This is a genomic window from Roseomonas genomospecies 6, from assembly GCF_008365375.1.
Lineage (GTDB): Bacteria > Pseudomonadota > Alphaproteobacteria > Azospirillales > Azospirillaceae > Azospirillum.
Map to the genome: position 1 here is coordinate 1 of NZ_QOKW01000015.1, position 23,593 is coordinate 23,593.

At 69.5% G+C, this 23,593-nt stretch carries 24 protein-coding genes and 2 tRNA genes; 15 read left to right on the plus strand and 11 right to left on the minus strand.

The window, feature by feature from the left end; translation table 11 throughout:
* Positions 1-449 precede the first annotated feature (449 nt).
* Complete coding sequence (locus tag DS843_RS18490) at positions 450-680, plus strand: SMc00767 family acetate metabolism repressor (protein WP_094301980.1); 231 nt, start codon at positions 450-452, stop codon at positions 678-680.
* Positions 681-855: 175 nt separating this feature from the next.
* Positions 856-1,032: a hypothetical protein gene (locus DS843_RS31285; protein WP_167525364.1), complete on the plus strand. Its 177-nt coding sequence runs from the start codon at positions 856-858 to the stop codon at positions 1,030-1,032.
* Positions 1,033-1,047: 15 nt separating this feature from the next.
* Here DS843_RS31285 and DS843_RS18495 read toward each other — a convergent pair whose 3' ends face one another.
* Positions 1,048-3,183: a hybrid sensor histidine kinase/response regulator gene (locus tag DS843_RS18495; RefSeq protein ID WP_149470328.1), complete on the minus strand. Its 2,136-nt coding sequence runs from the start codon at positions 3,181-3,183 to the stop codon at positions 1,048-1,050.
* Between the two features lie 302 nt (positions 3,184-3,485).
* Here DS843_RS18495 and DS843_RS18500 point away from each other — a divergent pair, with 302 nt between their 5' ends.
* The gene (locus DS843_RS18500) at positions 3,486-3,875 is read left to right on the plus strand and encodes a carboxymuconolactone decarboxylase family protein (protein WP_149470329.1); all 390 of its coding nucleotides are present in this window, start codon (positions 3,486-3,488) and stop codon (positions 3,873-3,875) included.
* A 26-nt stretch (positions 3,876-3,901) separates the two neighbouring features.
* Here the strand turns inward: DS843_RS18500 and DS843_RS18505 are convergent, their stop codons facing one another.
* From DS843_RS18505 to DS843_RS18520, 4 genes are all read right to left on the minus strand, one after another.
* Positions 3,902-4,321: a hypothetical protein gene (locus tag DS843_RS18505; protein ID WP_149470330.1), complete on the minus strand. Its 420-nt coding sequence runs from the start codon at positions 4,319-4,321 to the stop codon at positions 3,902-3,904.
* A gap of 122 nt (positions 4,322-4,443) precedes the next feature.
* A tRNA-Pro gene (locus tag DS843_RS18510) sits at positions 4,444-4,520 on the minus strand.
* Between the two features lie 158 nt (positions 4,521-4,678).
* Positions 4,679-4,755 (minus strand) — tRNA-Pro (locus DS843_RS18515).
* A 109-nt stretch (positions 4,756-4,864) separates the two neighbouring features.
* Positions 4,865-5,881 carry a polyprenyl synthetase family protein gene (locus DS843_RS18520; protein ID WP_149470331.1) on the minus strand — a complete coding sequence of 339 codons (1,017 nt, stop codon included), beginning with the start codon at positions 5,879-5,881 and terminating at the stop codon, positions 4,865-4,867.
* Between the two features lie 110 nt (positions 5,882-5,991).
* Here DS843_RS18520 and DS843_RS18525 point away from each other — a divergent pair, with 110 nt between their 5' ends.
* The 3 genes from DS843_RS18525 to DS843_RS18535 are packed head-to-tail and all read left to right on the plus strand — an operon-like array spanning position 5,992 to position 7,874.
* A complete protein-coding gene (locus DS843_RS18525; RefSeq protein ID WP_149470332.1) occupies positions 5,992-6,207 on the plus strand; it encodes a putative signal transducing protein in 216 nt (71 codons plus the stop codon).
* Positions 6,207-6,950, plus strand: a complete 744-nt coding sequence (locus DS843_RS18530; protein ID WP_149470333.1) for a tRNA1(Val) (adenine(37)-N6)-methyltransferase — start codon at positions 6,207-6,209, stop codon at positions 6,948-6,950. The genes DS843_RS18525 and DS843_RS18530 overlap by 1 nt, the downstream gene beginning before the upstream one ends.
* A 51-nt stretch (positions 6,951-7,001) precedes the next feature.
* Positions 7,002-7,874, plus strand: coding sequence for a S49 family peptidase (locus DS843_RS18535; protein WP_353618364.1), 873 nt, complete (start codon positions 7,002-7,004; stop codon positions 7,872-7,874).
* 8 nt (positions 7,875-7,882) lie between these two features.
* Here the strand turns inward: DS843_RS18535 and DS843_RS18540 are convergent, their stop codons facing one another.
* A complete protein-coding gene (locus DS843_RS18540) occupies positions 7,883-8,110 on the minus strand; it encodes a type II toxin-antitoxin system HicB family antitoxin (RefSeq protein ID WP_149470335.1) in 228 nt (75 codons plus the stop codon).
* Positions 8,111-8,291: 181 nt separating this feature from the next.
* On the opposite strand from DS843_RS18540, the gene DS843_RS18545 reads away from it, so the two are divergent.
* The 3 genes from DS843_RS18545 (at position 8,292) to glyS (ending at position 11,641) form a co-directional block, all read left to right on the plus strand.
* Positions 8,292-8,558: a hypothetical protein gene (locus DS843_RS18545; protein ID WP_149470336.1), complete on the plus strand. Its 267-nt coding sequence runs from the start codon at positions 8,292-8,294 to the stop codon at positions 8,556-8,558.
* Positions 8,559-8,661: 103 nt separating this feature from the next.
* A complete protein-coding gene (locus DS843_RS18550; RefSeq protein WP_149470337.1) occupies positions 8,662-9,549 on the plus strand; it encodes a glycine--tRNA ligase subunit alpha in 888 nt (295 codons plus the stop codon).
* Positions 9,550-9,553: 4 nt separating this feature from the next.
* Complete coding sequence (gene glyS, locus DS843_RS18555) at positions 9,554-11,641, plus strand: glycine--tRNA ligase subunit beta (protein WP_149470338.1); 2,088 nt, start codon at positions 9,554-9,556, stop codon at positions 11,639-11,641.
* Between the two features lie 203 nt (positions 11,642-11,844).
* Here glyS and leuA read toward each other — a convergent pair whose 3' ends face one another.
* From leuA to DS843_RS18575, 4 genes are all read right to left on the minus strand, one after another.
* Complete coding sequence (gene leuA / locus DS843_RS18560; protein WP_149470339.1) at positions 11,845-13,542, minus strand: 2-isopropylmalate synthase; 1,698 nt, start codon at positions 13,540-13,542, stop codon at positions 11,845-11,847.
* A 389-nt stretch (positions 13,543-13,931) separates the two neighbouring features.
* Entirely contained in the window at positions 13,932-14,666 is a 735-nt protein-coding gene (locus tag DS843_RS18565) for an LrgB family protein (RefSeq protein WP_149470340.1), read from the minus strand.
* Entirely contained in the window at positions 14,663-15,037 is a 375-nt protein-coding gene (locus DS843_RS18570) for a CidA/LrgA family protein (protein WP_149470341.1), read from the minus strand. The genes DS843_RS18565 and DS843_RS18570 overlap by 4 nt, the downstream gene beginning before the upstream one ends.
* Before the next feature lie 72 nt (positions 15,038-15,109).
* Complete coding sequence (locus DS843_RS18575; protein ID WP_149470342.1) at positions 15,110-15,781, minus strand: alpha/beta hydrolase; 672 nt, start codon at positions 15,779-15,781, stop codon at positions 15,110-15,112.
* A 190-nt stretch (positions 15,782-15,971) separates the two neighbouring features.
* Between DS843_RS18575 and DS843_RS18580 the strand changes: the two genes are divergently transcribed.
* The 4 genes from DS843_RS18580 to DS843_RS18595 are packed head-to-tail and all read left to right on the plus strand — an operon-like array spanning position 15,972 to position 18,609.
* A complete protein-coding gene (locus DS843_RS18580; RefSeq protein ID WP_149470343.1) occupies positions 15,972-16,406 on the plus strand; it encodes a DUF3775 domain-containing protein in 435 nt (144 codons plus the stop codon).
* Entirely contained in the window at positions 16,403-17,152 is a 750-nt protein-coding gene (locus DS843_RS18585) for an SRPBCC family protein (protein WP_149470344.1), read from the plus strand. Before DS843_RS18580 ends, DS843_RS18585 begins: the two co-directional genes overlap by 4 nt.
* Complete coding sequence (locus DS843_RS18590; protein ID WP_149470345.1) at positions 17,149-18,324, plus strand: zinc-dependent alcohol dehydrogenase; 1,176 nt, start codon at positions 17,149-17,151, stop codon at positions 18,322-18,324. The genes DS843_RS18585 and DS843_RS18590 overlap by 4 nt, the downstream gene beginning before the upstream one ends.
* 30 nt (positions 18,325-18,354) lie before the next feature.
* Positions 18,355-18,609, plus strand: coding sequence for a hypothetical protein (locus DS843_RS18595; RefSeq protein ID WP_149470346.1), 255 nt, complete (start codon positions 18,355-18,357; stop codon positions 18,607-18,609).
* 19 nt (positions 18,610-18,628) lie between these two features.
* Here the strand turns inward: DS843_RS18595 and DS843_RS18600 are convergent, their stop codons facing one another.
* Positions 18,629-19,375, minus strand: a complete 747-nt coding sequence (locus tag DS843_RS18600) for a ThuA domain-containing protein (protein WP_149470347.1) — start codon at positions 19,373-19,375, stop codon at positions 18,629-18,631.
* A gap of 115 nt (positions 19,376-19,490) precedes the next feature.
* Here DS843_RS18600 and treZ point away from each other — a divergent pair, with 115 nt between their 5' ends.
* Together treZ and DS843_RS18610 are read left to right on the plus strand one after the other, a co-directional pair.
* Positions 19,491-21,464 carry a malto-oligosyltrehalose trehalohydrolase gene (gene treZ / locus DS843_RS18605; RefSeq protein WP_286192179.1) on the plus strand — a complete coding sequence of 658 codons (1,974 nt, stop codon included), beginning with the start codon at positions 19,491-19,493 and terminating at the stop codon, positions 21,462-21,464.
* A complete protein-coding gene (locus DS843_RS18610) occupies positions 21,457-23,523 on the plus strand; it encodes an amylo-alpha-1,6-glucosidase (protein ID WP_149470349.1) in 2,067 nt (688 codons plus the stop codon). Before treZ ends, DS843_RS18610 begins: the two co-directional genes overlap by 8 nt.
* The last annotated feature ends 70 nt before the right edge of the window (positions 23,524-23,593 follow it).

Here is a 23,593-nt window from a genome sequence, read left to right on the forward strand (position 1 = left end):
ATCGCCGCGCTCGGCGATGATACGGCCATCAGCTTGCCCGCCGTGGCCGCCTGATACCCCCGGCCAGATCGCGGGGAACCATGATGATTGGCTTGTCCAATCCTACACCACGGCACGGGACACGATCGGGGGGAGAGGGTTATTCGATGCCTTTGGGACAGAAATCAACCTGACCTCGTTGCCCTGCGGCGGGCGGCGCGCGATTGCAGTGCGGCGGCGCCGTTCCCCCGTCCGGCATCCACGGGCAGCGGCACTCTGCCGCGGGAGGCATGACTCTTTCGAACGAGGTTGTCTCGCCGCGCCCTTGCTCCCGGCGCGTGATGTGTTAAGACGTTGAATGCCGGGTTTGCAGCGCAGCACCCGGCCATGCCGGCGCAACGGCGCCGGTGAACCAGGGCCAGCGCCGGGGCCGCAAGACCCGGGCCGGAGAACAAGGGAAGGATAGCCGCATGACGAATCAGCCGGGTTTCCAGGATGCGCCGCCGGACGAGCGCTCGAACCTCACGGACGAGCAGGAAAGCGCCATCCGCGTTCTCGCCAACAGCCTGCACCGCCTGAACGACGCCGTCGTCAAGGCCGTGGAAGCCGGCGTGACGGTCGAGCTGATGCGCACCGCCCGCTATCACAATGCGACGGGCAACTGGGGCGACCAGCTCACCCCGATGATCCGCACCAAGTAAGCGGCTCATACCATCCTTACGGAAGGCCCCCCGCTCGAAAGGGCAGGGGGCCTTTTCCTTTTCGGCGTCTCCATCCCCTTCGGCCGGTCTTTCCGCGAATCTTCATGCCGGGGCGCGGAACCACGGCTCCCTTTCCCGGTTCCCTTCCAGATTGGGCCGCAACAAGGGAACGGTCATGAAGGACGCTCAGAACCATCCCCCGCAGCGTCAGGCCATGAAGGACCGTGAAGCCTTCTGGCGCATGCACTGCCTGTCGGAACCGACCTTCACCGACCTGACGCACGGCATCTTCCTGGGCCTCGTCTGGTCGGCGGTGCTGTGGGCGCCGATGTTCATCAGCGTGCTGCTCTGATCCGCATCCGTTCCTTCACGCCACCTTCGCGGGCCGCAGCAGGGCGCGGACCCGCGCGGCGAGCTGGTCGGGGGTGAAGGGCTTGGGCAGGACGGCGGCGTCGGCCTTCAGCCCGTTCAAGGATTCCGGGCTGTAGCCGGAAATCAGCAGGATGCGGATGCCGGGCCAGCGTTCCTGGACCCGGCGCGCCAGGTCGATGCCCGAAACGCCGTAGGGCATCACCACGTCCGACACGATCACGTCGAAGGCCGAGTCCTCTTCCAGGATTTCCAGCGCGGCGGCGCCGTGGTCGGCGGTCACCACCTCGAAGCCCTCCTGGGTCAGCCCCTCCACGGTGGCCATCAGCACCAGGGCGTTGTCCTCCACCACCAGCAGCCGCACCGGGCCGCTCGGCGCCTCCTCCTCCGCCTCGGGCGCCGCCTCCGGTTCCGGCGTCCGGTCGGACAGGGGCAGGGTGATGCGGACCAGCGTGCCGCGGCGGGGCGCGCTGGAGATGGTGGCGTTGCCGCCCGATTGCCGGGCGAAGCCGTAGACCATCGACAGGCCCAGCCCCGTCCCCTTGCCGTGCGGCTTGGTGGTGAAGAATGGCTCGAAGGCGCGGGCGGCGATCTCCGGCGGCATGCCGTTGCCGGTGTCGGCGATCTCCAGCACGGCCTGCGGGCCGTCGGGCGTGTCCTCCTGCCGGGCGGCGATGCGGATGCGTCCGCCCGCCGGCATGGCGTCGCGGGCGTTGACGACGAGGTTCAACACCGCCAGCTCCAACTGGACCGGGTCCACCTCCACCCGCAACGGGGCCGCGGGAAGCGCCCAGTCCAGCGCGATGTCGGCGCGGATGGACCGTTCCAGAAGATCGGCCATGGCGCGCAGGCTGTCCCCCAGATCGACCACCTTGGGGTCCACCGCCTCCTGGCGGGAGAAGGCCAGCAACTGGCCGGTCAGCGTCCGGGCGCGATCCAGCGCGGTGCGGGCGCCGTCCAGATAGCGGGTCCCTTCCGCCGGCAGATGCCGTTCCATCAGGTGCAGGTTGGTCAGGGCGGCGGTCAGAAGGTTGTTGAAGTCGTGGGCAACGCCGCCGGTCAACTGGCCCAGCGCCTCCAGCTTCTGCGACTGGCGCAGCGCGTTCTCCAGCGATTCGCGGGCGCGGGCCTCCTCGGTCCAGCGGCGGACGGCCCGCATCTCGCTCTGCGCGCGGCGCAGCGCCAGCAGGGTGATGCCGACCAGGGCCAGCGTCGCCGGCACGGCGAGGGCGGCATAGAGCAGGATGTTGCGCGCCCACTTGGACCGGATGTCGTTCATCGGGACGCCGTAGGTGACGTAGACCGGGTAGGGCGCGACGTGCATGAAACCGGTCATCCGGGGCATCCCGTCGATGCGGCCCCGCGTGAGGAACACACCCTCCGCCCGTCCCGCCGCCATGGCGCCAAGCAGGGAGCTGTCGGCTCCATGGCGTGCCTGCCGCTCGCCCATCGCGGGGAAGCGCACGAGAACGGACCCGTCCCGGCGCACGAGGGAGATGGATTCCTTCGGACCGGAGACGACCCGCCGGTAGAAATCCTCCAAATAGTCGGTCAGCACCGCGGTCAGAAGGATGCCGTCGAACGGCCCCTCCGGCCCGCCCTCGGCGGCGCGCCGGCGCGTGACGTTGAACTGCCGCTTGCCGGACCCGCGCCCCGTGACCGCCTCGCTGATGAAGACACCGGCGTCGGCGGTCGCCTGTGTGCGGAAATACTCGCGGTCGGAGAGGGAGATCGAGGGAACGGGGAACTGGCGGTTGTCGTTCTTCAGCGCTCCGTTCGGATCGACCAGCCCCACGATGCCGATCTGCGGCAACTCCTCGACCAGCGTCCTCAGATAGCCGTGCAATTGTTCGGAGTGGCCGATCTCGGCCCATTTCATGCCTGCGGTCCGCTCGTCCATGCGGTCCAGAACCTGCTCGACCGTGTCGAACACCTTCTGCATGTGCTCGTGCAGGATCAGCACGGTCTTGCGGATGTTGCGCTCCGCGTCCGCTTCCACATCGTGATAGTCGCGCCAGGCGATGGCGGTGAACAGCAGGGTGGGGACCAGGACGGCAGCCACCAGAAGCGTGCGCAGAAGGCGCACCATTCCCGCCGATTCGGTTGCCAGGGCATCGAGGTAGCGAAGGGGCATGGTCTGCAGGGTGGAAGCGGGAGGCCGGGAGGCCGGGGGGGCGGCGGCGCGGGGTGCCGTGGACATTCCGCCGTATGCACGAAGCTATGCCGGTCCCCGGTATCCGGGGCAACCTGAACTTTCTGGCGGCCCTATGCCTTTCAGCAGAGGGTGGTGGTGCAGCCGATCCCTTCCCCATGGTCTTGCCCCCATGGTCTTGCGGGGTGGAACCGGCGACAATGGTGCAAGTCCGCATCCCTCCATTGCCATCCCTCCATTGCCGTCCCTCAGCCGTCACCCTTCTGCCGCGGAGATCCGTTCCCATGCCCCTGAAGCCCATCGAGCACGCCGACGCCGCACCCGAGGTGCGCGCCGTCTACGACGACATCAAGGCGGTCCGCAACGTGCCGGACGTCAACAATTTCTGGAAGATGGCGGCGCACCACCCGCCCACGCTGAAGCGCACCTGGGAGAGCCTGAAGGAAGTGATGGCCCCGGGCGCGCTGGACCCGCTGGTGAAGGAGATGATCTTCGTCGCGGTCAGCGTGACCAACGGCTGCGACTATTGCATCCGCTCGCACGAGGCCGCCGCGCGCCGGGCGGGCATGACCGACGCCCAGTTCGGCGAACTGATGGCCGTCATCGGCATGGCCAACGAGACCAACCGGCTCGTCAAGGGCTATCAGGTCGAGATCGACGAGGCGCTGAAGTAGGGCGCACCCGTCAGGCGATGCACCCCTCAGGCGATATCGTCGAGCGCGTCCTCCAGCGACGGATAGATGCCCTCGACGAGCGAGCCGTCCACCCGCACCGGTCTGGGCAGGACGGCGACGGCGTCCAGAGCCCCGCGCAGCGTCAGCCCGGTGACCTCCACGAAGCCGCCGCGGTCGCCGTAGCGCCCGGCGGTCCATTCCGGCTGGTCGGGGTCGCCGGACAGCCGTCCGTTGCAGGTTATCATCTCGTGGGTGTCGTCGCCGCCGCGCCGGTTCCAGGCCATGCCGCCGCCGCCGCCCATATCACCGCCGATATCGCGGGGGCGGAAGCCCTGCGGTTCCACCAGATCGCGCACCGCGCGGGACACCACCACCGCCTTGGGATCGATTTCCGTGCCGACGGGGCCGCCCGCCGCCTGGGGTTCCTCTCCGATCGCCTGTTCCATGGGGCCGCTCCCCTTCCGTCTCGCCTGATACGGACAACAGGCGGGAGCGCGGCCTGTGCCGGAAAGCCGGAGGGAGAAAAAGCGAAAGGGCCGGTGCGTTTCCGCACCGGCCCTTTGCCGTATGGTCGGAGAGAGAGGATTCGAACCTCCGGCCCCTGCCTCCCGAAAGCAGTGCTCTACCAGGCTGAGCTACTCTCCGGTCCAATCGGTGCCGCCGTTTCCAGCGTCGCCGTGGAGCGGGTGTATAGACCCTTTGCGGACCGGCTGCAATGGGAATAAGCGGCAATTGCGGTATGTTTTCTGCCGGGCCGGAAAAGCGAAAGGGCCGGTGCGTTTCCGCACCGGCCCTTTGCCGTATGGTCGGAGAGAGAGGATTCGAACCTCCGGCCCCTGCCTCCCGAAAGCAGTGCTCTACCAGGCTGAGCTACTCTCCGGTCCGTCGGTGCCGCCGTCGCCAGCGTCACCGTGGGCCGCGTATATAGCCGCTCGAACCGGGGGCTGCAACGTGAAAATCATCCCCCGCGGCGAAAAAGTTCGGTACGCTTAGAAATCACGCTCGATCACGAAATCCAGCACTTCAAGCAGGGCGGCCTTCACCGGCGTGTCGGGGAACAGGCCCAGCGCGTCCCGCGCGATGGCGCCGTAGTGGCGGGCGCGCTCCACCGTGTCCTTCAGCGCGTTGTGCCTGGCCATCAGTTCCTGGGCGCGTTCCAGGTCACCGTCCCGCTGGTCCAGCTCCTCCATGGTGCGGCGCCAGAAGGCCCGCTCTTCGTCGTTGCCGCGGCGGAAGGCGAGCACGACCGGCAGGGTGATCTTGCCCTCGCGGAAGTCGTCGCCGACCGTCTTGCCCAGCTTCGCCTGGAAGGCCGAGTAATCCAGCACGTCGTCCACGAGCTGGAAGGCGATGCCCAGATTCATGCCGTAGTCGTAGAGCGCCAGCTCCTCCGCCTGCGGGCGTTCGGCCACCACGGCGCCGACCCGGCAGGCGGCGGCGAACAGCTCCGCCGTCTTGGCCTTGATGACCTCCAGATAGGCCTGCTCGCTGGTCTCGGTGTCGTTGGTGGTGCGGAGCTGCAGCACCTCGCCCTCGGCGATCACGGCGGACGCCTTGGACAGGATGCGCAGCACGTCGAGCGACCCGACCTCCACCATCAGCTCGAAGCTGCGGGAGAACAGGAAGTCGCCGACCAGCACGCTGGCCTTGTTCCCGAACACGGCGTTGGCGGAAGCGAGGCCGCGGCGCAGGTCGCTCTCGTCCACGACGTCGTCGTGCAGCAGGGTGGCGGTGTGGATGAACTCCACCACCGCGGCCAGCATCTTGTGGTCCTCCCCCTTGTAGCCGCACAGCTCGGCGGCGGCGAGGGTCAGGACGGGGCGCAGCCGCTTGCCGCCGGCTGCGATGATGTAGCCGGCAAGCTGCGGGATCATCTCCACCGACGAATGCATCCGCTGGACGATGATCTCGTTGACCGCGCTCAGGTCATCGGCCACCAGGGCGGTCAGATCGTCGAGCGGGGTGGACTTCCGCCGTTTCGGCTCGAGGTTGGTCACGACCGCCAAGGTCGACTCCAATGATGATTGACGTGACGAATTCCGGCAGGGAGCATAACGGCATAGCCTCTTCGGTCAAGCCCGCAGGGCGTTCAAGGGCACAGAACAGCCGGGATTTCATGAAGGAACTTCTCCGCACCACCGATCCGGTCCGCCTGAGCTGGCTTCTGGCCCTGCTGGCCGACGCGGGAATCGAGGGGATCGTGCTGGACACCCACACCAGCATCCTGGAGGGCTCCATCGGGGCCATCCCGCGCCGTCTGATGGTGGCGGAGGACGATCACGCCTTCGCCAGCCGCCTGCTGCGCGACGCCGGGGAGGAGTTGGGGGCGTGATGGTGCGTGAGGATGCGTTCGACACGCTCCTGGACGGGCGGGTGCGCTTGATCCAGCCGCAGGCCGGGTACCGCGCCGCCATCGACCCCGTTCTGCTTGCCGCCGTCACCGCCGCCGAGGCGGGGGAGCGGGTGCTGGACGCCGGGACGGGCACCGGGGCCGCGGCGCTGTGCCTCGCCGTCCGGGTGCCGGGCGTGACGGTCGTCGGGCTGGAGAAGCGGGCGGAGGCGGCGGATTTCGCGCGGCGCAACGCCGCCCTCAACGGGCTGGAAGGCCGGGTGCCCGTCGTCGAGGGCGACCTGCTGGCTCCGCCGCCGGAGTTGATTCCCGGAAGCTTCGACCGGGTGATGATGAACCCGCCCTACCTGCGCGCCGGGGCGGCCAGCCCGCCCCCCGATCCCTGGAAGGCCGCCGCGAACGTGGAAGGGGAGGCGGGGCTGCCGGACTGGGTGCGCTTCGCCGCCGCCATGCTGAAGCCGCGCGGCGCGCTGACCATGGTCCACCGGGCCGACCGGGTGGACGAGATCCTAGCTGCCCTGCACGGCGCCCGATTCGGCTCCCTGCTGCTGGTCCCGCTCTGGCCGAAGCCTGGGGAGGAGGCCCGCCGCATCCTGCTGGCGGCGAGAAAGGGCGGCCGGTCGCCCGCGCGTTTCACCGCCGGGCTGGTGCTGCACGGCCCCGATGGCGCCTATGGCGCGCAGGCGCAGCGGATTCTGCGCGACATGGAACCGCTGATCCCTTAAGTCGGCGCTTTCAATCCAGCCTCAGCGCCACCATTTCAACCGGCGATGAACATGACGAAGCTGCTCGCCAAACTCCCGTTCGGCCCCTGGCGCGACGCCGGGCCGATCGTGTCCGTTCTCCGCCTGTCCGGGATCATCGGTCAGGCCGGAGCCTTCCGGCAAGGTCTGACCATGGCCGGCACGGCCGGGCTGATCGAACGCGCCTTCGCGCCGAAGAAACAGGCGGCGGTGGCTCTGGTCGTCAACTCGCCCGGCGGATCGCCCGTGCAGTCGGCGCTGATCGCCAAGCGCATCCGCGACCTCGCCACCGAGAAGAAGGTGCCGGTCTTCGCCTTCTGCGAGGACGCGGCGGCGTCCGGCGGCTACTGGCTGGCCTGTGCGGCGGACGAGATCTGGGCGGACGAGAGCAGCATCCTGGGCTCCATCGGGGTGGTCTCCTCCGGCTTCGGCGCGCACGAATTCATCCAGCGCTACGGCATCGAGCGCCGGCTCTACACCGCGGGCGACAAGAAGGTGATCCTCGACCCCTTCTCGCCGGAGCGGGAGGACGGGGTGGCCCATTTGAAGGCGATCCAGACGGAGATTCACGACGCCTTCAAGGCGATGGTGCGCGAGCGCCGCGGCGCCCGTCTGGCCGGGCCGGAGGAGGAGCTGTTCTCCGGCGCCTTCTGGGCGGGGCGGCGCGCTCTGGAACTGGGGCTGATCGACGGAATCGGCGATCTGCGCACCGTCCTGCGGGGCCGGTTCGGCGAGAAGGTGCGGCTGCGCGTCGTGCAGGAGGACCGGCGCTGGTTCCGCCGCATGGGCTTCCGCGTGGAAGCGCCGATGGGCGGAAACACGCTCGACCGTCTCGCGGCGGACCTCCCCGCGGCGGCGCTGGCCGCCGTGGAGGAGCGTGCCCTGTGGTCGCGCTACGGCCTGTGAGCCGGGCGTTACTGGGTGACTTCGCGCAGGCGTTCGGACGGCGGCGGGACCGGTTCGCCGCTGCGCCGGGCGTTCTCGATCCAGGCGGCGATGGCGTCGAGCGCGGCGGTGCTGGCGTCGGCGGGGGTGGCGCCGCCCGCGGTGCAGCCCGGCAGGTCGGGCACCTCGGCCACATAGCCGACGCCCTGTTCCGGGGGCAGGGGGCGGACGATGACCGGATAGGCGCTGGCATCCATAACGTTGCGTCTCCTCTGCGCGCGGTTTTCATCCATTAGGTGCCGCTTCCGCTGCGGACGACAAGGATTCTTTGCGCCGGACCGGCGCATCTTTCGATGTTCGATCCATTTTCGGCGGATCAACCTTCCGGGGTGCAGGCCCCCCTTGACCGCGGCACCCCGCAGGCCCTAATCCTCCCCCATGTTCAGTCTCTCGAAGCTCCTGTTCCTGGCGCTGGTGATTGGCGCCGTGTGGTTTGGCTGGCGCTGGTACAACCGCGTCGGCGCGGTCGGGCGGGAACGCCTGCGCGAGCGGGAGGGGCGCGGCGCCGGCAAATCCACCGGCTCCGGGGGCGCAACCCCCCAGGTGACCACGGAGGACATGGAGAAGTGCCCGGAATGCGGCGCCTACGTCGCCCCGCGCTCCGCCGTGGCCTGCGGCCGTCCGGTCTGTCCCTACGGACGCTGAACCGCAAGCCCAGGCGAATGCTTGATTGGCGGGCGCTTGATTCCGGGGATACCGCCGCGTATCGTGCGGCGCGTTTTTCCACACCAATCATAAGTGACCGCCGATGGCCTCCCAGAGCGGGTCTTCCCAAGACAGCCGCGGCCTGTCCTTTCAGGCCCTGATCCTCAAGCTCCACCAGTTCTGGTCGGAGCAGGGCTGCGTGATCCTCCAGCCCTACGACATGGAGGTGGGTGCGGGCACCTTCCACCCGGCGACGACGCTGCGCGCCCTCGGCCCGCAGCCGTGGAAGGCGGCCTATGTGCAGCCCTCGCGCCGCCCGAAGGATGGCCGCTACGGCGAGAACCCGAACCGGCTCCAGCATTATTACCAGTATCAGGTGATCCTGAAGCCCTCGCCGGCCAATCCGCAGGAGCTTTACCTGGAAAGCCTGAAGGTGCTGGGCATCGACCCGTCGCTGCACGACATCCGATTCGTCGAGGACGATTGGGAAAGCCCGACTCTGGGCGCCTGGGGCCTCGGCTGGGAGGTCTGGTGCGACGGCATGGAGGTCACCCAGTACACCTATTTCCAGCAGGTCGGCGGCATCGAGTGCGACCCCGTCGCGGTCGAGCTGACCTACGGGCTGGAGCGTCTGGCCATGTATGTGCAGGGCGTGGAGAACGTCTACGACCTGGACTTCAACGGGCAGGGCGTCAAATACGGGGACGTGTTCAAGCGCGCCGAGGTCGAATATTCGGCCCACAACTTCGAGCACGCCAACACCGACATGCTGCTCCAGCATTTCAAGGACGCCGAGGCGGAGTGCCAGTCGCTGATCGCCAAGGGCGTCGCGCTGCCGGCCTACGACCAGTGCATCAAGGCGTCGCACCTCTTCAACCTGCTGGACGCGCGCGGCGTCATCAGCGTCGTGGAGCGCGCCGCCTACATCGGCCGCGTGCGCGCGCTGGCGAAAGCCTGCTGCGAAGCGTGGACCGCCGGGGGGGCCAAGTAAGATCATGCCCGAACTTCTGATCGAGTTCTTCTCCGAGGAAATCCCGGCCCGCATGCAGGCGCGCGCGGCGGACGACCTCAAGCGCCTCGTCACCGAGAAGCTGGCCGCCAACGGTCTGTCCTTCGAGGCCGCCGAGGCCCACTCCACCCCCCGTCGCCTCGCGCTGGTGATCGACGGCCTGCCCGAGCGCACCGCCGATGTCCGCGAGGAGAAGAAGGGGCCGCGCGTCGGCTCGCCGGAGCAGGCGGTCGTCGGCTTCCTGAAGTCCGCCGGCCTCACCAGCCTGGACCAGTGCGAGCAGCGCGACACCGGCAAGGGCGTCTTCTACTTCGCCGTGGCGGAGAAGAAGGGCCGCGCCACCGCCGAGGTGCTGGCCGAGATCATCCCGGCGGTCATGGGCGACTTCCCCTGGCCGAAGTCGATGCGCTGGGGCACGGGCACGGTGCGCTGGGTGCGCCCGCTGCACTCGATCATCGCGCTGTTCGGCGGCGCCGTGCTGGAGGGTTCGTTCGACCTCGGCGGCGCGCAGGGCAAGCTGGTGTTCGGCAACAGCACCCGCGGCCACCGCTTCCTGTCGCCGGATGCCTTCACGGTCGAGAATTTCGCCGACTACAAGGCCAAGCTGCGCGCCGCCCACGTCGTGCTGGACCGCGCCGAGCGCAAGGCCAAGATCAAGGCCGACGCCGAGGCGCTGGCCGCGCGGGAGGGGCTGACCCTCTCCCCCGACGACGGGCTGCTGGAGGAGGTCACCGGCCTCGTCGAATGGCCGGTCGCCCTGGTCGGCACCATCGACGAGAAATTCATGGACGTGCCGTCGGAGGTCCTCATCACCTCCATGCGCACGCACCAGAAGTATTTCGCGCTGCTGGACCAGTCCGGAAAGATGGCGCCGCGCTTCGTCGTGGTCGCCAACACGGTGACGGCGGATGGCGGCAAGGCCATCGTCGCCGGCAACGAGCGCGTGCTGCGCGCCCGCCTGTCCGACGCCAAGTTCTTCTGGGACCAGGACCGCAAGACGAAGCTGGAAGACCGCGTGTCCAAGCTGGGCGCCATCACCTTCCACGCCAAGCTCGGCACGGTGGCGGAGAAGGTCACGCGCGTCCAGGTCCTGGCCGCCGAGATCGCCCGCGCCATCGGCGCCGATGCGGACGCCGCGACCCGCGCCGCCCTGCTGTCCAAGGCGGACCTCGTGACCGAAGTGGTCGGCGAGTTCCCCGAGGTCCAGGGCATCATGGGCCGCTACTACGCGCTGGGCGAGGGCGAGAACCCGGCGGTCGCCGAGGCCATCGCCGAGCATTACAAGCCGCTCGGCCCGTCCGATTCGTGCCCGACCGCTCCGGTGTCGGTCGCCGTGGCGCTGGCCGACAAGCTGGACACGCTGGTCGGCTTCTTCGCCATCGACGAGAAGCCCACGGGATCGAAGGACCCGTATGCCCTGCGCCGCGCCGCGCTGGGCATCATCCGGCTGATCCTGGAGAACGGGCTGCGGCTGTCGCTTCAGGATGTCTTCAAGGCCGCGCACGGCGCCTACACGGTCGGCGGCTTCGCCGCCGCCGATGGCGTCGCCGCCGATTTGATGGCCTTCTTCGCCGACCGCCTGAAGGTCACGCTGCGCGACCAGGGTGTGCGGCACGACCTCGTGGACGCCGTGTTCGCTCTGGGCGGCGAGGACGACCTCGTCCGGCTGCTCGCCCGCGTGAAGGCGCTCCAGACCTTCGTCGGGTCGGAGGAGGGGGCGAACCTGCTCGCCGCCTACAAGCGCGCCAGCAACATCGTGCGCATCGAGGAGAAGAAGGATGGCAAGGCCTACGACCAGCCGGTCGATCCGGGCCTGCTGACGCTCGCGGAGGAAAAGGATCTCTACGGCGCTCTGTCCGGGGCCGGAGAGACGGCCCAGCCGCTGCTGGCGAAGGAGGACTTCACCGGCACCATGGCGGCGCTGGCCCGCCTGCGCGGTCCGGTGGACGCCTTCTTCGACAAGGTGACGGTGAACGCCGAGCAGGCCGACCTGCGCGCCAACCGCCTGCGCCTGCTCAGCCAGATCCGGGCGACGCTGAACGCCGTGGCGGACTTTTCGCGCATCGAGGGGTGATGGGGCAGGGGGACGTGGTTGAGGTGGGCCCCCACCCAACCCTCCCCCACCTTCGGCGGGGGAGGGCTTATCTCCTCCACCACTCATCTCCTCCCCCCGCGAAGTGGGGGGAGGTCGGGAGGGGGGCCCAACGCCAGAACTCCCACCCAAACAAAAAAAGGGGCGCCCCACTCGGGCGCCCCTTTCTCTTACCCCCCAACCCCTTACCGCACGGCGCGGTTCGCGGCGCTGACCAGGGCGCGCAGCGAGGCGGTCACGATGTCGGCGTCCATGCCGACGCCGAACAGGGTGCGCTCGTCCTTGGTCTTCACCTCGACATAGGCGCAGGCCTGAGCGTCCTCGCCCTCGCCCACGGCGTGCTCGCGGTAATCCACCACATGCAGGTCGATCCCGGCCCCGTGGCGCAGAGCGTCCAGGAAGGCGTCGATCGGACCCTTGCCCGAGCCCTTCAGCGTGCTGACCACGCCGTCGCGCGACACCACCACGTTCAGAACGCGGGCGCCGGAGTTCGGGCCGCGCGGCTCGGTCGAATGCTCGATCAGGGCCAGCGGGGCTTCGGCGTCCAGATACTCGGCCTTGAAGGCGGCGTGGATGTCGGCGGGGGCCAACTCCTTGCCGGTCTCGTCGGCGATGCGCTGCACGATCTTGGAGAACTCGATCTGGAGGCGGCGCGGAATCTGGATGCCATAATCCTTCTCCAGCACATAGGCGATGCCGCCCTTGCCCGACTGGCTGTTGATGCGGATCACCGCCTCGTAGCTGCGGCCCAGGTCCTGCGGGTCGATAGGCAGGTACGGAACCTCCCAGGTGCCGTGGTTGGACTTGGCCAGCGCCTTCAGCCCCTTGTTGATGGCGTCCTGGTGCGAGCCGGAGAAGGCCGTGAAGACCAGTTCGCCCGCATAGGGATGGCGCGGATGGACCGGCAACTGCGTGCAGTATTCGGAGACGCGGACGATCTCGTTGATGTCGTCGATGCGCAACTCCGGATCGACGCCCTGGGTCAGCAGGTTCAGCGCCAGCGTCACCACGTCCACGTTGCCGGTGCGCTCGCCGTTGCCGAACAGGGTGCCTTCCACGCGGTCGGCGCCGGCCAGCATGCCCAGCTCCGCCGCCGCGACGCCGGTGCCGCGGTCGTTGTGCGGGTGCAGGGAGATGATCGCCGCGTCGCGGTTCTTCATGCTGCGGCAGAACCACTCGATCTGGTCGGCGTGGATGTTCGGGGTGGACATTTCCACCGTCGCCGGCAGGTTCAGGATGACCTTGTTGTCGGCGCTGGCGCCCCAGGTCTCCATCACCGCCTCGCAGATCTCCAGGGCGAAGTCCAGCTCGGTCCCGGTGAAGCTCTCCGGCGAATATTGCAGGACGATCTCGGTCTCCGGATGCTCGGCGGCCAGTTGCTTGACCAGCTTGGTGCCGGCGACGGCGATGTCGATGATGCCCTGGCGGTCCAGCCCGAAGACGACGCGGCGCTGCAGCTCCGAGGTGGAGTTGTACAGATGGACAATGGCGCGCTTGGAACCCTTGATGCCCTCGAAGGTGCGGCGGATCAGCTCCTCGCGGGCCTGGGTCAGCACCTGGATGGTCACGCCGTCGGGGATCTTGCCGCCCTCGATGATCTCGCGGCAGAAGTCGAAGTCGGTCTGCGAGGCGGCGGGGAAGCCGATCTCGATCTCTTTGAAGCCCATCTTCAGCAGCGCGTCGAACATCGCGCGCTTGCGGTCGGGACCCATCGGCTCGATCAGCGCCTGGTTGCCGTCGCGCAGATCCACCGAGCACCAGACGGGAGCCTTCTCGATGGTCCGGTTCGGCCACTGGCGGTCGGTCAGCTTCACCGGCGCGAAGGGCACGTACTTCTCGTGCTTGGCAGCGGTGGCGGCGGCGGGGGTGGCGATGTGGTTCATGACGCTTCGTGATCCCTTGGGAGCCCCTGGTTCGGTGAGGGGCATTGTCTCGTGTCGTGTGGGGACCGGCGGGACTACGGTCGCCGAGCTGCCGGGCGGCTCAGCGACCGTTCCTAAGTCGCAGCCCCGGCCCCAGCCGGGAGACACGTTTCGCCCCGCAAGGGCGCGTGCCGAAATGGCGCAGACTGTGGGTGCTCATGGGAAAACAGACACTTCGACCAGGAAACAGGACAGGCGAACGCAGGCGACCCGGACGCTCAAAGCGCCGGGGTGATAAGTCGCAGAAGGGCGTTCGTGTGGTCGATGCGGATCATGGGCCACACTCTGCGCAGGCAGGCTTGCCGTGTCAAGCCGCGTTTCACGGAAATGTTGCTCCGCCCACCGGACGGTCAGCCGAAAAAGAGGCGGTAGAGGAGCGGCAGAAGGATCGCCGTCGCCAGCCCGTTCAGCCCCATCCCCAGCCCGGCGAAGGCCCCGGCCACCTCGTTCACCTGAAGGGCGCGGGCGGTGCCGATGCCGTGGGCGGCTACCCCCATGCCGAAGCCGCGCGCCCGCCAGTCCTTCACCCGGACGAGGTTCAGCACCCAGGTGCCGAAGGAGGCGGCGATGATCCCGGTCAGGATCACGAAGACCGCGGTGAGGGAGGGCAGGCCGCCGATCTGCTCCGACACGCCCATGGCGATGGGGGAGGTGACCGACTTCGGCGCCAGCGACAGCAGGGTCCGCTCCGACGCGCCCAACGCCCAGGCGATGGCGACGGCGCTCAGCGCCGACGCGGCGGAGCCGGTCAGCAGGGCGACCAGCAGCGCAACGGCGGAGCGGCGGACCTGCTGGAACTGGCGGTAGAGCGGAACGGCCAGCGCGACGGTGGCGGGGCCGAGCAGGAAATGCACGAACTGCGCGCCGTCGAAATAGGTGCGGTACTCGATGCCCGTCACCATCAGGATACCGGCGATCAGCAGCACCGCGATCATCACGGGGTTCAGAGCGGGCCGCCGCCCGAACCGCTCGAACACCCACATCCCCGCCTGATAGGCGATCAGCGTCAGGGTCAGGCCGGCGAGCGGGCTGGCCGACAGATAGACCCAGATCTCGTGGAAATTCTCTTGGAAATCGGGGCTCATGGCGCCTTCTCCCCGTTTCCGGGTTCCGCGTCGGGGCCGCGGCGGCTCAGCGCGCTCATCACCCAGGCGGTCAGCGCGACGCCGATCAGCGTGCTTCCCAGCAGGGCGGCGGCGATGGGCAGGGCCTCCTCCCCCAGCCGGTTCAGGTGGGCCATCACCCCGACACCCGCCGGAACGAAGAGAAGGGACAGATGCCGCAGGATGCCGCCCGCCGTCTCCTGCAACGGCTCCGGCACGCCGCCGCGGACCAGCAGGCCGGCGAACAGCAGGACCATGCCCAGCACCGGCCCCGGAATGGGCAGGTGCAGCAGACGGGCGGCCAACTCGCCCGCCAACTGGCAGGAGAGGAGAAGCGTCAGGGTGCCGAGCATCGGCGGACTCCGGGCTGTGGGGGGCTGGCCGCAGCCTAACCAACGCCGCCGCCCTGGGGGAGAGCGCAGGCCCTACCGTTGCAGCAGTTGAGCCTTGAGCCAGTCGCGCACCTCGTGGCAGACGGCCTCGGCGGTTTCGTCCAGGCAGTGCCCGGCGCCGGGCATCAGGACCAGCTTCTTCGGCTCGCGCGCCATGCGGTGGACGTGGATGGAGCACATGGGCTTCAGAACCTCGTCGGCCTCGCCGTGGATCAGCAGGACGGGGCAGCTCAGGTCTGCCACCGCGTCGGTGCCCAGCCCCTGGGTCGCCAGGGTCGCCACGGTGCAGACCGCCCCGCGGTTGGACGCCGCGGCCTGGATCGCCACCGCCCCGCCGAAGGAATGGCCGACCAGCGCCACATGATGGATGCCCTTCTGGCCGAGGAAGGTCAGGCCGCACAGCGCGTCATACACCGCCTCGTCCAGCGCGCGCGGGTTGCGGTAGCGGATGCGCAGCGAGGCGATGCCCTCCGCGGTCAGTGCCCCGGCCAGCCGGGGATACAGCCCGCGGGCCGGCGAGTCGAAGCCGCCTCCGACGCCGCCCAGCCAGATCACGCCCAGCGTTCCCGCCGCCTTCCGCCCGTCCGGTGCGGGGCCGGGCGCTGGGTAAAAGCGCGCATCCACGGTGCCTCGGTCGGTGTCCAGCCGCACGGGGACGAAACCCTCGTCCACGATTTCGCCGATCTGCGCCGACAGGAGCGGCATGGGTTCTCTCCGGCTTGTCAAGGTCTTGCGGGGGTAACAGCGCAGCGGGCACCGGTGTTGCTCCGGAACCTCGCCGCACGGACCCCGGTTGTGCCGGGAGGCGGTCCGCAACAGGGGCCGATCCGCGACGAACCCGCAGCCCGGCTGTTGTCGTCGGGCGAAGCCGTGCAACTGAAAAGAAGTGCGACACATGCTCAAGCAGATTTCGGTCGATACCGTGAAGCAGGCCGCCGACCTCGCATACGAGGCCGTGGCCGACCGCCAGCGCTTCCTTGCGGGAATGCGCAACATCGACCTCGGGGAACAGACCAGCGAGCGCGGTTCGCGGAACCCGACCGATCTCGACGCCCTCAGCATTCTGTCCTCCGACGCCAGCGGGGCGCTGAACCAGTTGAACCGGATGCTGGAGGACCTGACCCCCGAACAGCGCATGGAGTTGCGCGCGGTCATGTTCGTCGGGCGCGGCGACTTCGCCGGAAACCAGTGGGACCGCGCGCTGGACGAGGCCGGGCGGGCGCCCGACGCCACCCACTACACCGACATCGCGGAGCGCATCGACCTGCACCGCGACCTGATGAAGGGCCTGTACGAGTTGGACCTGCTGAAGAAGAAGGACGGGCAATGATCGGACGGCGGCACACGGAAGGCCCCTCCGGGGACGCCTCTGGGGGCTCCTCCGGAGCGCTCGAACGCTGGGCCGCCATCCTGGGCGGCACGGCGCTGGGCTTCGCCGGCACACGCCGGGGAAGCTGGGCGCTGGCGGCGCTCGGCGGCGGGCTGTTCCTGGCCGGTGCGGCGGGCGTGCCGCTGTCCAGCCCGGTGCGGCGCGCCGTTCTGCCGGCGATGCGCCGCGAACCGACGACGACCCAGGCGAACGTTACCATCGCCGTCCCGGCGGACACGCTGTTCCGCCACTGGCGCAACGTCCGCCATCTGGCGGCCCTGTTCCCCCATCTCGACGCGGTGGAGGTGCTGTCCGACATGGAAAGCCGCTGGAAGGCCCATGGCCCCGGCGGCGTTCCGGTGGTCTGGAACAGCCGGCTGGACAAGGTGCGGGAGAACGAACTCATCACCTGGCATACGGTGGAGGGGGCGGACCTGCCGCACCGGGGCACCGTCCTGTTCCGTCCGGCGCCGGGCGGGCGCGGGACGGAGGTCAGCCTGACTCTGGCCTACCATCCGCCGGGCGGGGCTGGCGGCGACGCCGTGTCCCGCCTGTTCGGCGCGGCGCCGGAGCAGCAGGCGCGCGAGGCGCTGCGCCGCCTGAAACGGATCATGGAGGTTGGAGAGCTTCCCACCATCGACGGCCAGCCGAGCGGGCGGGCCGAGGGTGGCGGGGTTCGGTCGCGATTGCGGGAGGTGACGGGATGAGGGCGCTCTGCTGGAACGGCGTGAACGACCTGAGGGTGGAGCGGGTGCCCGATCCCACGATCCTCGGACCGCAGGACGCGATCATCAAGGTCAACCTGTCTTCCGTCTGCGGGTCGGACCTGCATCTGATCGGCGGCTACGTCCCCACCATGCGGGCGGGCGACATCATCGGCCACGAGTTCCTGGGCGAGGTGGTGGAGAAGGGGCCGGAGGTGACGCGGCTGAACCGCGGCGACCGGGTCATCACCGTGTCGATCATCGGCTGCGGCAAATGCTGGCACTGCCGGCACGAGGAATTCTCGCTCTGCGACAATTCCAACCCCCAGCCGGCCTTCGAGGAGGCGGCCTACGGGCACTGCACCGCCGGCATCTTCGGCTACAGCCACGCCTTCGGCGGCTACGCCGGGAGTCATGCCGAATACATCCGCGTCCCGTTCGCCGACACCAACTGCTTCCGCGTGCCGGAAGGGGTGACGGACGAGCAGGCGGTCTTCGTGTCCGACGCCGTGCCGACCGGCTACATGGCCGCCGACATGGGCAACATCAAGCCGGGCGACGTGGTGGCCGTGTGGGGCTGCGGCGGCGTCGGCCAGATGGCGATCCGCAGCGCCTGGCTGATGGGGGCGGAGCGGGTGATCGGCATCGACCGCTTTCCCGACCGGCTGCGCGCCGCCCAGATGAAGGCGGGGGCGGAGACGCTGGATTACAGCCGCGTGGACATCCACGACGCCCTGCTGGCGATGACCGGCGGGCGCGGGCCGGACGTCTGCATCGATGCGGTGGGGATGGAAGCGGACAGCGGCGCCTCGGGCGTGGAGGACTGGTACGGCCGTGGAAAGCAGGCCCTGCGGCTGGAAAGCGACCGGCCCGCCGTCCTGCGCCAGATGATCCAGTGCTGCCGCAAGGGCGGAACGCTGTCCATCGTCGGCGTCTATGGCGGCGTCATCGACAAATTCCCCATGGGGGCGGCGATGAACAAGGCGCTGACCTTCCGCATGGGGCAGCAGCACGGCCAGCGCTACGTCAAGCGCCTGTTCGAGCACATCGAGAAGGGCGAACTCGATCCGTCCTACCTGCTGACCCACAAATGGGCGCTGGACGACGCGCCCCAGGGCTACCGCATGTTCAAGGAAAAGGCCGACGACTGCATGCGCGTCGTCTTCGCGCCGTAGCGGCGGCGCTCCAGCAAAGGGAGGAAGGCCATGAAGCTCGTCTACGCCTACCCGGCGGAGAAGGGGCGCGGTGTCGAGGCGGAGATCGTCGGCGGCCTGCGCGACCGCTGCGGCCACGTCGTCCAGACCGGGCGCGAGGAGCGCGACGCGGAGCGCGGCGGGGCCGTGGACGTCATCGTCACGCTGGAGGTGGACGACTCCCGGCAGGACACCGCCATCAACACGCTGCGCGCCCATCCCGCCGTGATCGACGCCGCCGCCGGAAGCTTCGGGGAGCGGGTCTGACCCCGTTATGACCAGGGCTTCATGACCGGGGCGGGATCGGTTCCAGCGGAGTCTCCCGCCGTCCCCGCACCGGCGCCTCCAGCCCCTCCGGCCGGGCGGCCCAGCGGACGGCGTTCAGGATCACGCGCTGGATTTGCGGGTGGTGGTAGGTGGGATAGGTCTCGTGACCGGGCCGGAAGTAGAAGACGCGGCCCAGCCCGCGCCGCCAGCCGCAGCCGCTGCGGAACACCTCGCCGCCCTGGAACCAGCTCAGGAAGACCAGATCGTCCGGGGGCGGCACGTCGAAGGGCTCGCCGTACATTTCCTCCCGATCCAGTTCGATGAAGTCGGCGATGCCCGCCGCCACCGGGTGGCCGGGGTCCACCACCCACAGCCGCTCCTTCTCCGCCGCAACGCGGTGTTTCAGGTAGCAGCCGGTGCCCATCAGCGCCATGAAGGGCTTGGAGAAATGGCTGGAATGGAGCGCCACGAGACCCATGCCATGCTCCGTCACCCGCCGTTTCACCCGCTCCACAACCGCGTCCGACACCTCCGCATGGGCGCGGTGACCCCACCAGACCAGCGTGTCGGCGGCGTTCAACCGCTCCTCCGTCAGGCCGTGCTCCGGCTCGTCCAAGGTGGCGGTGTCCACCGTCAGGCCGGCGGCGCGCAAGGGTGCGGCCAGCGCCTCGTGGATGCCCTGGGGATAGTGGGACCGCACGGTCTCGTCCCGGCGCTCGTGGCGGAATTCGTTCCAGATCAGGACGCGCGGCGAGGGAGTGGACATGGCGAATGGCCTTTCCGAAGGGATCGCACCGGCATCGCCGATGCCGTCCGTGGGACGAAGGGGGCCGGCGCCTGTTGGGGGGCCGATGGCGAAACAATGCGGTGGGAAGGTACCAGTGTCGAGTCCTCCCGATGAGGCGCGTGCCGGCGGCTTGGCGTCCACCACCCGCCGTTATCCCATAGGCGTCGAACCGGCGCCGGGCGGGCGGGCGCTGGCGCGGGTCTGGGCGCCGGCCTGCCGCCGCGTCAGCCTGCTGGCCGGGGCGGAAGAGCGCGCGGTGGCGCTGGAGGCGGAGGGCGGCGGCTACTTCTCTGCGGTGGTGGAGGGGATGCCGGTGGGAAGCCTCTACCGGTTCCGGCTGGACGATGGCCCGGCCTTTCCCGACCCCGCCTCGCGCTTCCAGCCCGACGGGCCGGAGGGGCCGTCGCAGCTCGTGGACCCCGCTACCTTCGCCTGGACCGACGACGCCTGGGCGGGGCGCGGCCTGCGGGGGCAGGTGGTCTATGAGATGCACATCGGCACCTTCACGCCGGACGGCACCTGGGACGCGGCGCTGCGCGAACTGCCGCATCTGGCGGAGCTGGGGGTGACGGTCCTGGAACTCATGCCGGTGGCGGAGTTTCCGGGGCGCTTCGGCTGGGGCTACGACGGGGTGGACCTGTTCGCCCCGACGCGGCTCTACGGCGAACCGGACGCCATGCGGCGCTTCGTGGACCGCGCGCACGCGCTGGGCCTCGCGGTGATCCTCGACGTGGTCTACAACCACCTCGGCCCCAGCGGGAATTTCCTGTCCCGCTTTTCCCCGGACTACTTCACCGCCCGCTACAAGAACGAGTGGGGCGACGCGATCAATTTCGACGGCCCGGACTGCGGCCCGGTGCGGGAATTCTTCCTGGCGAACGCTGCCTTCTGGATCGACGAATATCATCTGGACGGGCTGCGGCTGGACGCCACCCAGCAGATCTTCGACCGCAGCACCCCGCACATCATCCAGGAGATCGGGCGGGCCGTCCGCCGGGCGGCGCGCGGGCGCGCCACGCTGCTGGTCGGCGAGAACGAATGCCAGCACGCCGCCATGGCGACCCCGGTGGAGCAGGGCGGCTGCGGGCTGGACGCCCTGTGGAACGACGACTTCCACCACACGGCGCACGTCGCGCTGACCGGGCGGAACGAAGCCTACTACACCGATTACCGCGGCACCCCGCAGGAGCTGGTGTCCGCCATCAAGCACGGTTTCCTCTATCAGGGGCAATGGTACCGCTGGCAGGGCCAGCGGCGGGGCACGCCGGCCTACGGCCTGCCGCGTCCGGCCTTCGTCACCTTCCTCCAGAATCACGACCAGATCGCCAATTCGGGCCGGGGCCTGCGCGGCCACGCGCTGACCACGCCCGGGCGCTGGCGGGCGATGACGGCGCTGACGCTGCTGGGTCCCGGCACGCCGATGCTGTTCCAGGGTCAGGAGTTCGCGGCCAGCGCGCCCTTCCACTATTTCGCCGACCACGAGCCGGATCTGGCCGCCCTGGTGGCGGAGGGGCGGGCGGAGTTCCTGTCCCAGTTTCCCAGCCTCGCCACGCCCGCCATGCGCGCCCACCTGAAGCCCCCGCAGGACGAGGACACCTTCCGCCTCTCCAAGATCGACCATGGGGAGCGGGAACGCCACGCGGAGGTCTGGGCGCTGCACCGCGACCTTCTGCGCCTGCGCCGGGAGGACCCGGTGTTCCGCGCGCAGGGCGACGGCGGGCTGGACGGCGCCGTGCTGGGGGAGGAGGCGTTCGTCCTCCGCTTCTTCGAAGAGGAGGGAGGCGACCGGCTTCTGCTGGTCAATCTGGGGCGCGACCTGAGGCTGGACATCCTTCCGGAACCGCTGCTGGCGCCGCCCGTTGGCAAGGAGTGGAGGCCGCTGTGGTCCAGCGAGGACCCCTGCTACGGCGGCAGCGGCAGCGGCACCGCTCCGCTGGCGACGCCGGACGGCGGCTGGCGGGTGCCCGGCCACGCGGCCGTCGTCCTTGCCCCCGCGCCCATGAACCCCGGAGACGAGCGTGGCGGGGGCGAACGCAACAGCGCAAGCGCTCAGGAGACCCATGGCTGATTTCGTCCGCAAGATCACGCGCGATGTCCTGCGATCCGCGCCGGACGCCGCGCTTTCCCGCGAATGGCTGGTCGCCAACGGGCTGGGCGGCTACGCCTCCTCCTCCCTGTCGGGGGCGGTGACGCGGCGCTACCACGGTTTGCTGGTGGCGGCGCTTCCGGCGCCGCTGGGCCGCGTGGTGATGCTGAGCCAGCTCAACGACGTGCTGATCCAGCCGGACGGCACCGAACGGCGGCTGACCGGCCACAACCCGCAGGCGGACCAATGGCCCGACCCGAACTACCCGTCGGACGCCGCCCCCTCCGGCCTCGCCGAGTTCCGCATGGAGTCGGGGCTGCCGGTCTGGCGCTACGAGTTCGGTGACGTGGTGATCGAGAAGCAGGTCGTGCTGCCGCACCTGCAGAACATCGTCCACGTCACCTACCGGGTGGTGAAGGCGCCGCAGCCGATCTGCCTGCGGCTTCGCCCGGTGATGGCCTTCCGCAAGCTGGAGTCGGCGGTGGACGAGCCGCTGGCCCGCGATTACCGCGTCACCGCCCGCGGCCACGAGTACGAGATCTGGGCCGGCCCGGAACTGCCGGTGCTGCGCATGACCATCGAGGGGGCGGAGCTTCCCCTGACCCTGGACGGCGGGGCGCGGCGCGACATCGTCTATCCGGTGGAGGCCGAGCGCGGCTACGAGTCGCGCGGCTCGCTGTGGACGCCCGGCTATTTCAGCGGCCCGCTGAGCCAGGGCCAGACGCTGAGCTTCGTCGCCGCCACGGAGCCCTGGCAGCGGCTCTGGGCGCTGCCGCCCGCCGACGTCCTGCGCTTTGAGAAGGAGCGGCGGCGGCGCATCGTCGGGACCGCGCACCCCTCGCTGCGCGACGGGCCGATGGCGGAGCTGGTTCTGTCGGCGGACAGCTTCCTGTTCGTTCCGGCGGGCCGCGTCGCCGACCAGATGCGCGCCCGCGCCGAGGGGGACGAGGTGCGCACGGTGATCGCCGGCTACCATTGGTTCACCGACTGGGGCCGCGACACCATGATCAGCCTGGAGGGGCTGACCCTGACCACCGGGCGCCACATGGAGGCCGGCTGGATTCTGCGCACCTTCGCGCACTACATCCGCGACGGGCTGATCCCCAACATGTTCCCCGACGGCAAGGACGAGGGGCTGTACCACACCGCCGACGCGACGCTGTGGTTCTTCCACGCGCTGAACCGCTATGTCCGCGCGACGGGGGACCGGCACACGCTGCGGCTGCTGTTGCCCCGGCTGGTCGGGGTGATCGACCATCACCGGCGCGGCACCCGCTTCGGCATCGCCGTGGACCCCGGCGACGGGCTGCTGCGCCAGGGGCGGGAGGGCTATCAGCTCACCTGGATGGACGCGAAGGTCGGAGACTGGGTGGTCACCCCGCGCCGGGGCAAGGCGGTGGAGATCAACGCGCTCTGGTACAACGCGCTCCGCCTGACCGCCGGCTGGCTGGCCGAGGAGGGCGACGCCGAGGCGGCCCGCCCGCTGGAGGAGCTGGCGGAGCAGGCCCGCGCCTCCTTCAACGCGCGCTTCTGGTGCGCCGGGGCTGGGCACCTGTACGACGTGGTGGACGGCGAGCGGGGGGACGACGACGCGTGCCGGCCCAACCAGATCTTCGCCGTCTCGCTCGACCACCCGGTGCTCGACCGTACCCGTTGGGACCCGGTGGTGGAGACGGTGCGGCAGCGGCTGCTGACCCCGGTCGGGCTGCGCTCCCTGGCGCCGGGGCACCGCGACTACAAGGCGAAATACTTCGGCGACCTGCGCGCCCGCGACGCCGCCTATCACCAGGGCACGGTGTGGGGCTGGCTGATCGGCCCCTATGTCGACGCGTGGCTGAAGCTGCATCCGGAGGACAAGGCCGGCGCGCGGGATCTGCTCCGCGGCTATCTGCCGCATCTGGACCAGGCGGGGATCGGCACCATCGCCGAGATCTTCGACGCCGAACCGCCCTTCAGCCCCCGCGGCTGCATTTCGCAGGCCTGGAGCGTGGCGGAGGTGCTGCGCTGCTGGGCGGCGACGGCTGAGGATGAAACATCCTGAAGCATCGGCGATGCTGCCTATGAAAGTGGTCGTAAGAATATGGCGCGAAGCGGGTTGGGCTTGGTCGGAT

What these genes read in the sequence shown, in the direction of transcription:
- DS843_RS18490 (WP_094301980.1), top strand. Translation starts at nt 450, where the DNA reads ATGACGAATCAGCCGGGTTTCCAGGATGCGCCGCCGGACGAGCGCTCG.
- DS843_RS31285 (WP_167525364.1), top strand. Translation starts at nt 856, where the DNA reads ATGAAGGACGCTCAGAACCATCCCCCGCAGCGTCAGGCCATGAAGGAC.
- DS843_RS18495 (WP_149470328.1), bottom strand. Translation starts at nt 3,183, where the DNA reads ATGCCCCTTCGCTACCTCGATGCCCTGGCAACCGAATCGGCGGGAATG.
- DS843_RS18500 (WP_149470329.1), top strand. Translation starts at nt 3,486, where the DNA reads ATGCCCCTGAAGCCCATCGAGCACGCCGACGCCGCACCCGAGGTGCGC.
- DS843_RS18505 (WP_149470330.1), bottom strand. Translation starts at nt 4,321, where the DNA reads ATGGAACAGGCGATCGGAGAGGAACCCCAGGCGGCGGGCGGCCCCGTC.
- DS843_RS18525 (WP_149470332.1), top strand. Translation starts at nt 5,992, where the DNA reads ATGAAGGAACTTCTCCGCACCACCGATCCGGTCCGCCTGAGCTGGCTT.
- DS843_RS18530 (WP_149470333.1), top strand. Translation starts at nt 6,207, where the DNA reads ATGGTGCGTGAGGATGCGTTCGACACGCTCCTGGACGGGCGGGTGCGC.
- DS843_RS18535 (WP_353618364.1), top strand. Translation starts at nt 7,002, where the DNA reads ATGACGAAGCTGCTCGCCAAACTCCCGTTCGGCCCCTGGCGCGACGCC.
- DS843_RS18540 (WP_149470335.1), bottom strand. Translation starts at nt 8,110, where the DNA reads ATGGATGCCAGCGCCTATCCGGTCATCGTCCGCCCCCTGCCCCCGGAA.
- DS843_RS18545 (WP_149470336.1), top strand. Translation starts at nt 8,292, where the DNA reads ATGTTCAGTCTCTCGAAGCTCCTGTTCCTGGCGCTGGTGATTGGCGCC.
- DS843_RS18550 (WP_149470337.1), top strand. Translation starts at nt 8,662, where the DNA reads ATGGCCTCCCAGAGCGGGTCTTCCCAAGACAGCCGCGGCCTGTCCTTT.
- glyS (WP_149470338.1), top strand. Translation starts at nt 9,554, where the DNA reads ATGCCCGAACTTCTGATCGAGTTCTTCTCCGAGGAAATCCCGGCCCGC.
- leuA (WP_149470339.1), bottom strand. Translation starts at nt 13,542, where the DNA reads ATGAACCACATCGCCACCCCCGCCGCCGCCACCGCTGCCAAGCACGAG.
- DS843_RS18565 (WP_149470340.1), bottom strand. Translation starts at nt 14,666, where the DNA reads ATGAGCCCCGATTTCCAAGAGAATTTCCACGAGATCTGGGTCTATCTG.
- DS843_RS18570 (WP_149470341.1), bottom strand. Translation starts at nt 15,037, where the DNA reads ATGCTCGGCACCCTGACGCTTCTCCTCTCCTGCCAGTTGGCGGGCGAG.
- DS843_RS18575 (WP_149470342.1), bottom strand. Translation starts at nt 15,781, where the DNA reads ATGCCGCTCCTGTCGGCGCAGATCGGCGAAATCGTGGACGAGGGTTTC.
- DS843_RS18580 (WP_149470343.1), top strand. Translation starts at nt 15,972, where the DNA reads ATGCTCAAGCAGATTTCGGTCGATACCGTGAAGCAGGCCGCCGACCTC.
- DS843_RS18585 (WP_149470344.1), top strand. Translation starts at nt 16,403, where the DNA reads ATGATCGGACGGCGGCACACGGAAGGCCCCTCCGGGGACGCCTCTGGG.
- DS843_RS18590 (WP_149470345.1), top strand. Translation starts at nt 17,149, where the DNA reads ATGAGGGCGCTCTGCTGGAACGGCGTGAACGACCTGAGGGTGGAGCGG.
- DS843_RS18595 (WP_149470346.1), top strand. Translation starts at nt 18,355, where the DNA reads ATGAAGCTCGTCTACGCCTACCCGGCGGAGAAGGGGCGCGGTGTCGAG.
- DS843_RS18600 (WP_149470347.1), bottom strand. Translation starts at nt 19,375, where the DNA reads ATGTCCACTCCCTCGCCGCGCGTCCTGATCTGGAACGAATTCCGCCAC.
- DS843_RS18610 (WP_149470349.1), top strand. Translation starts at nt 21,457, where the DNA reads ATGGCTGATTTCGTCCGCAAGATCACGCGCGATGTCCTGCGATCCGCG.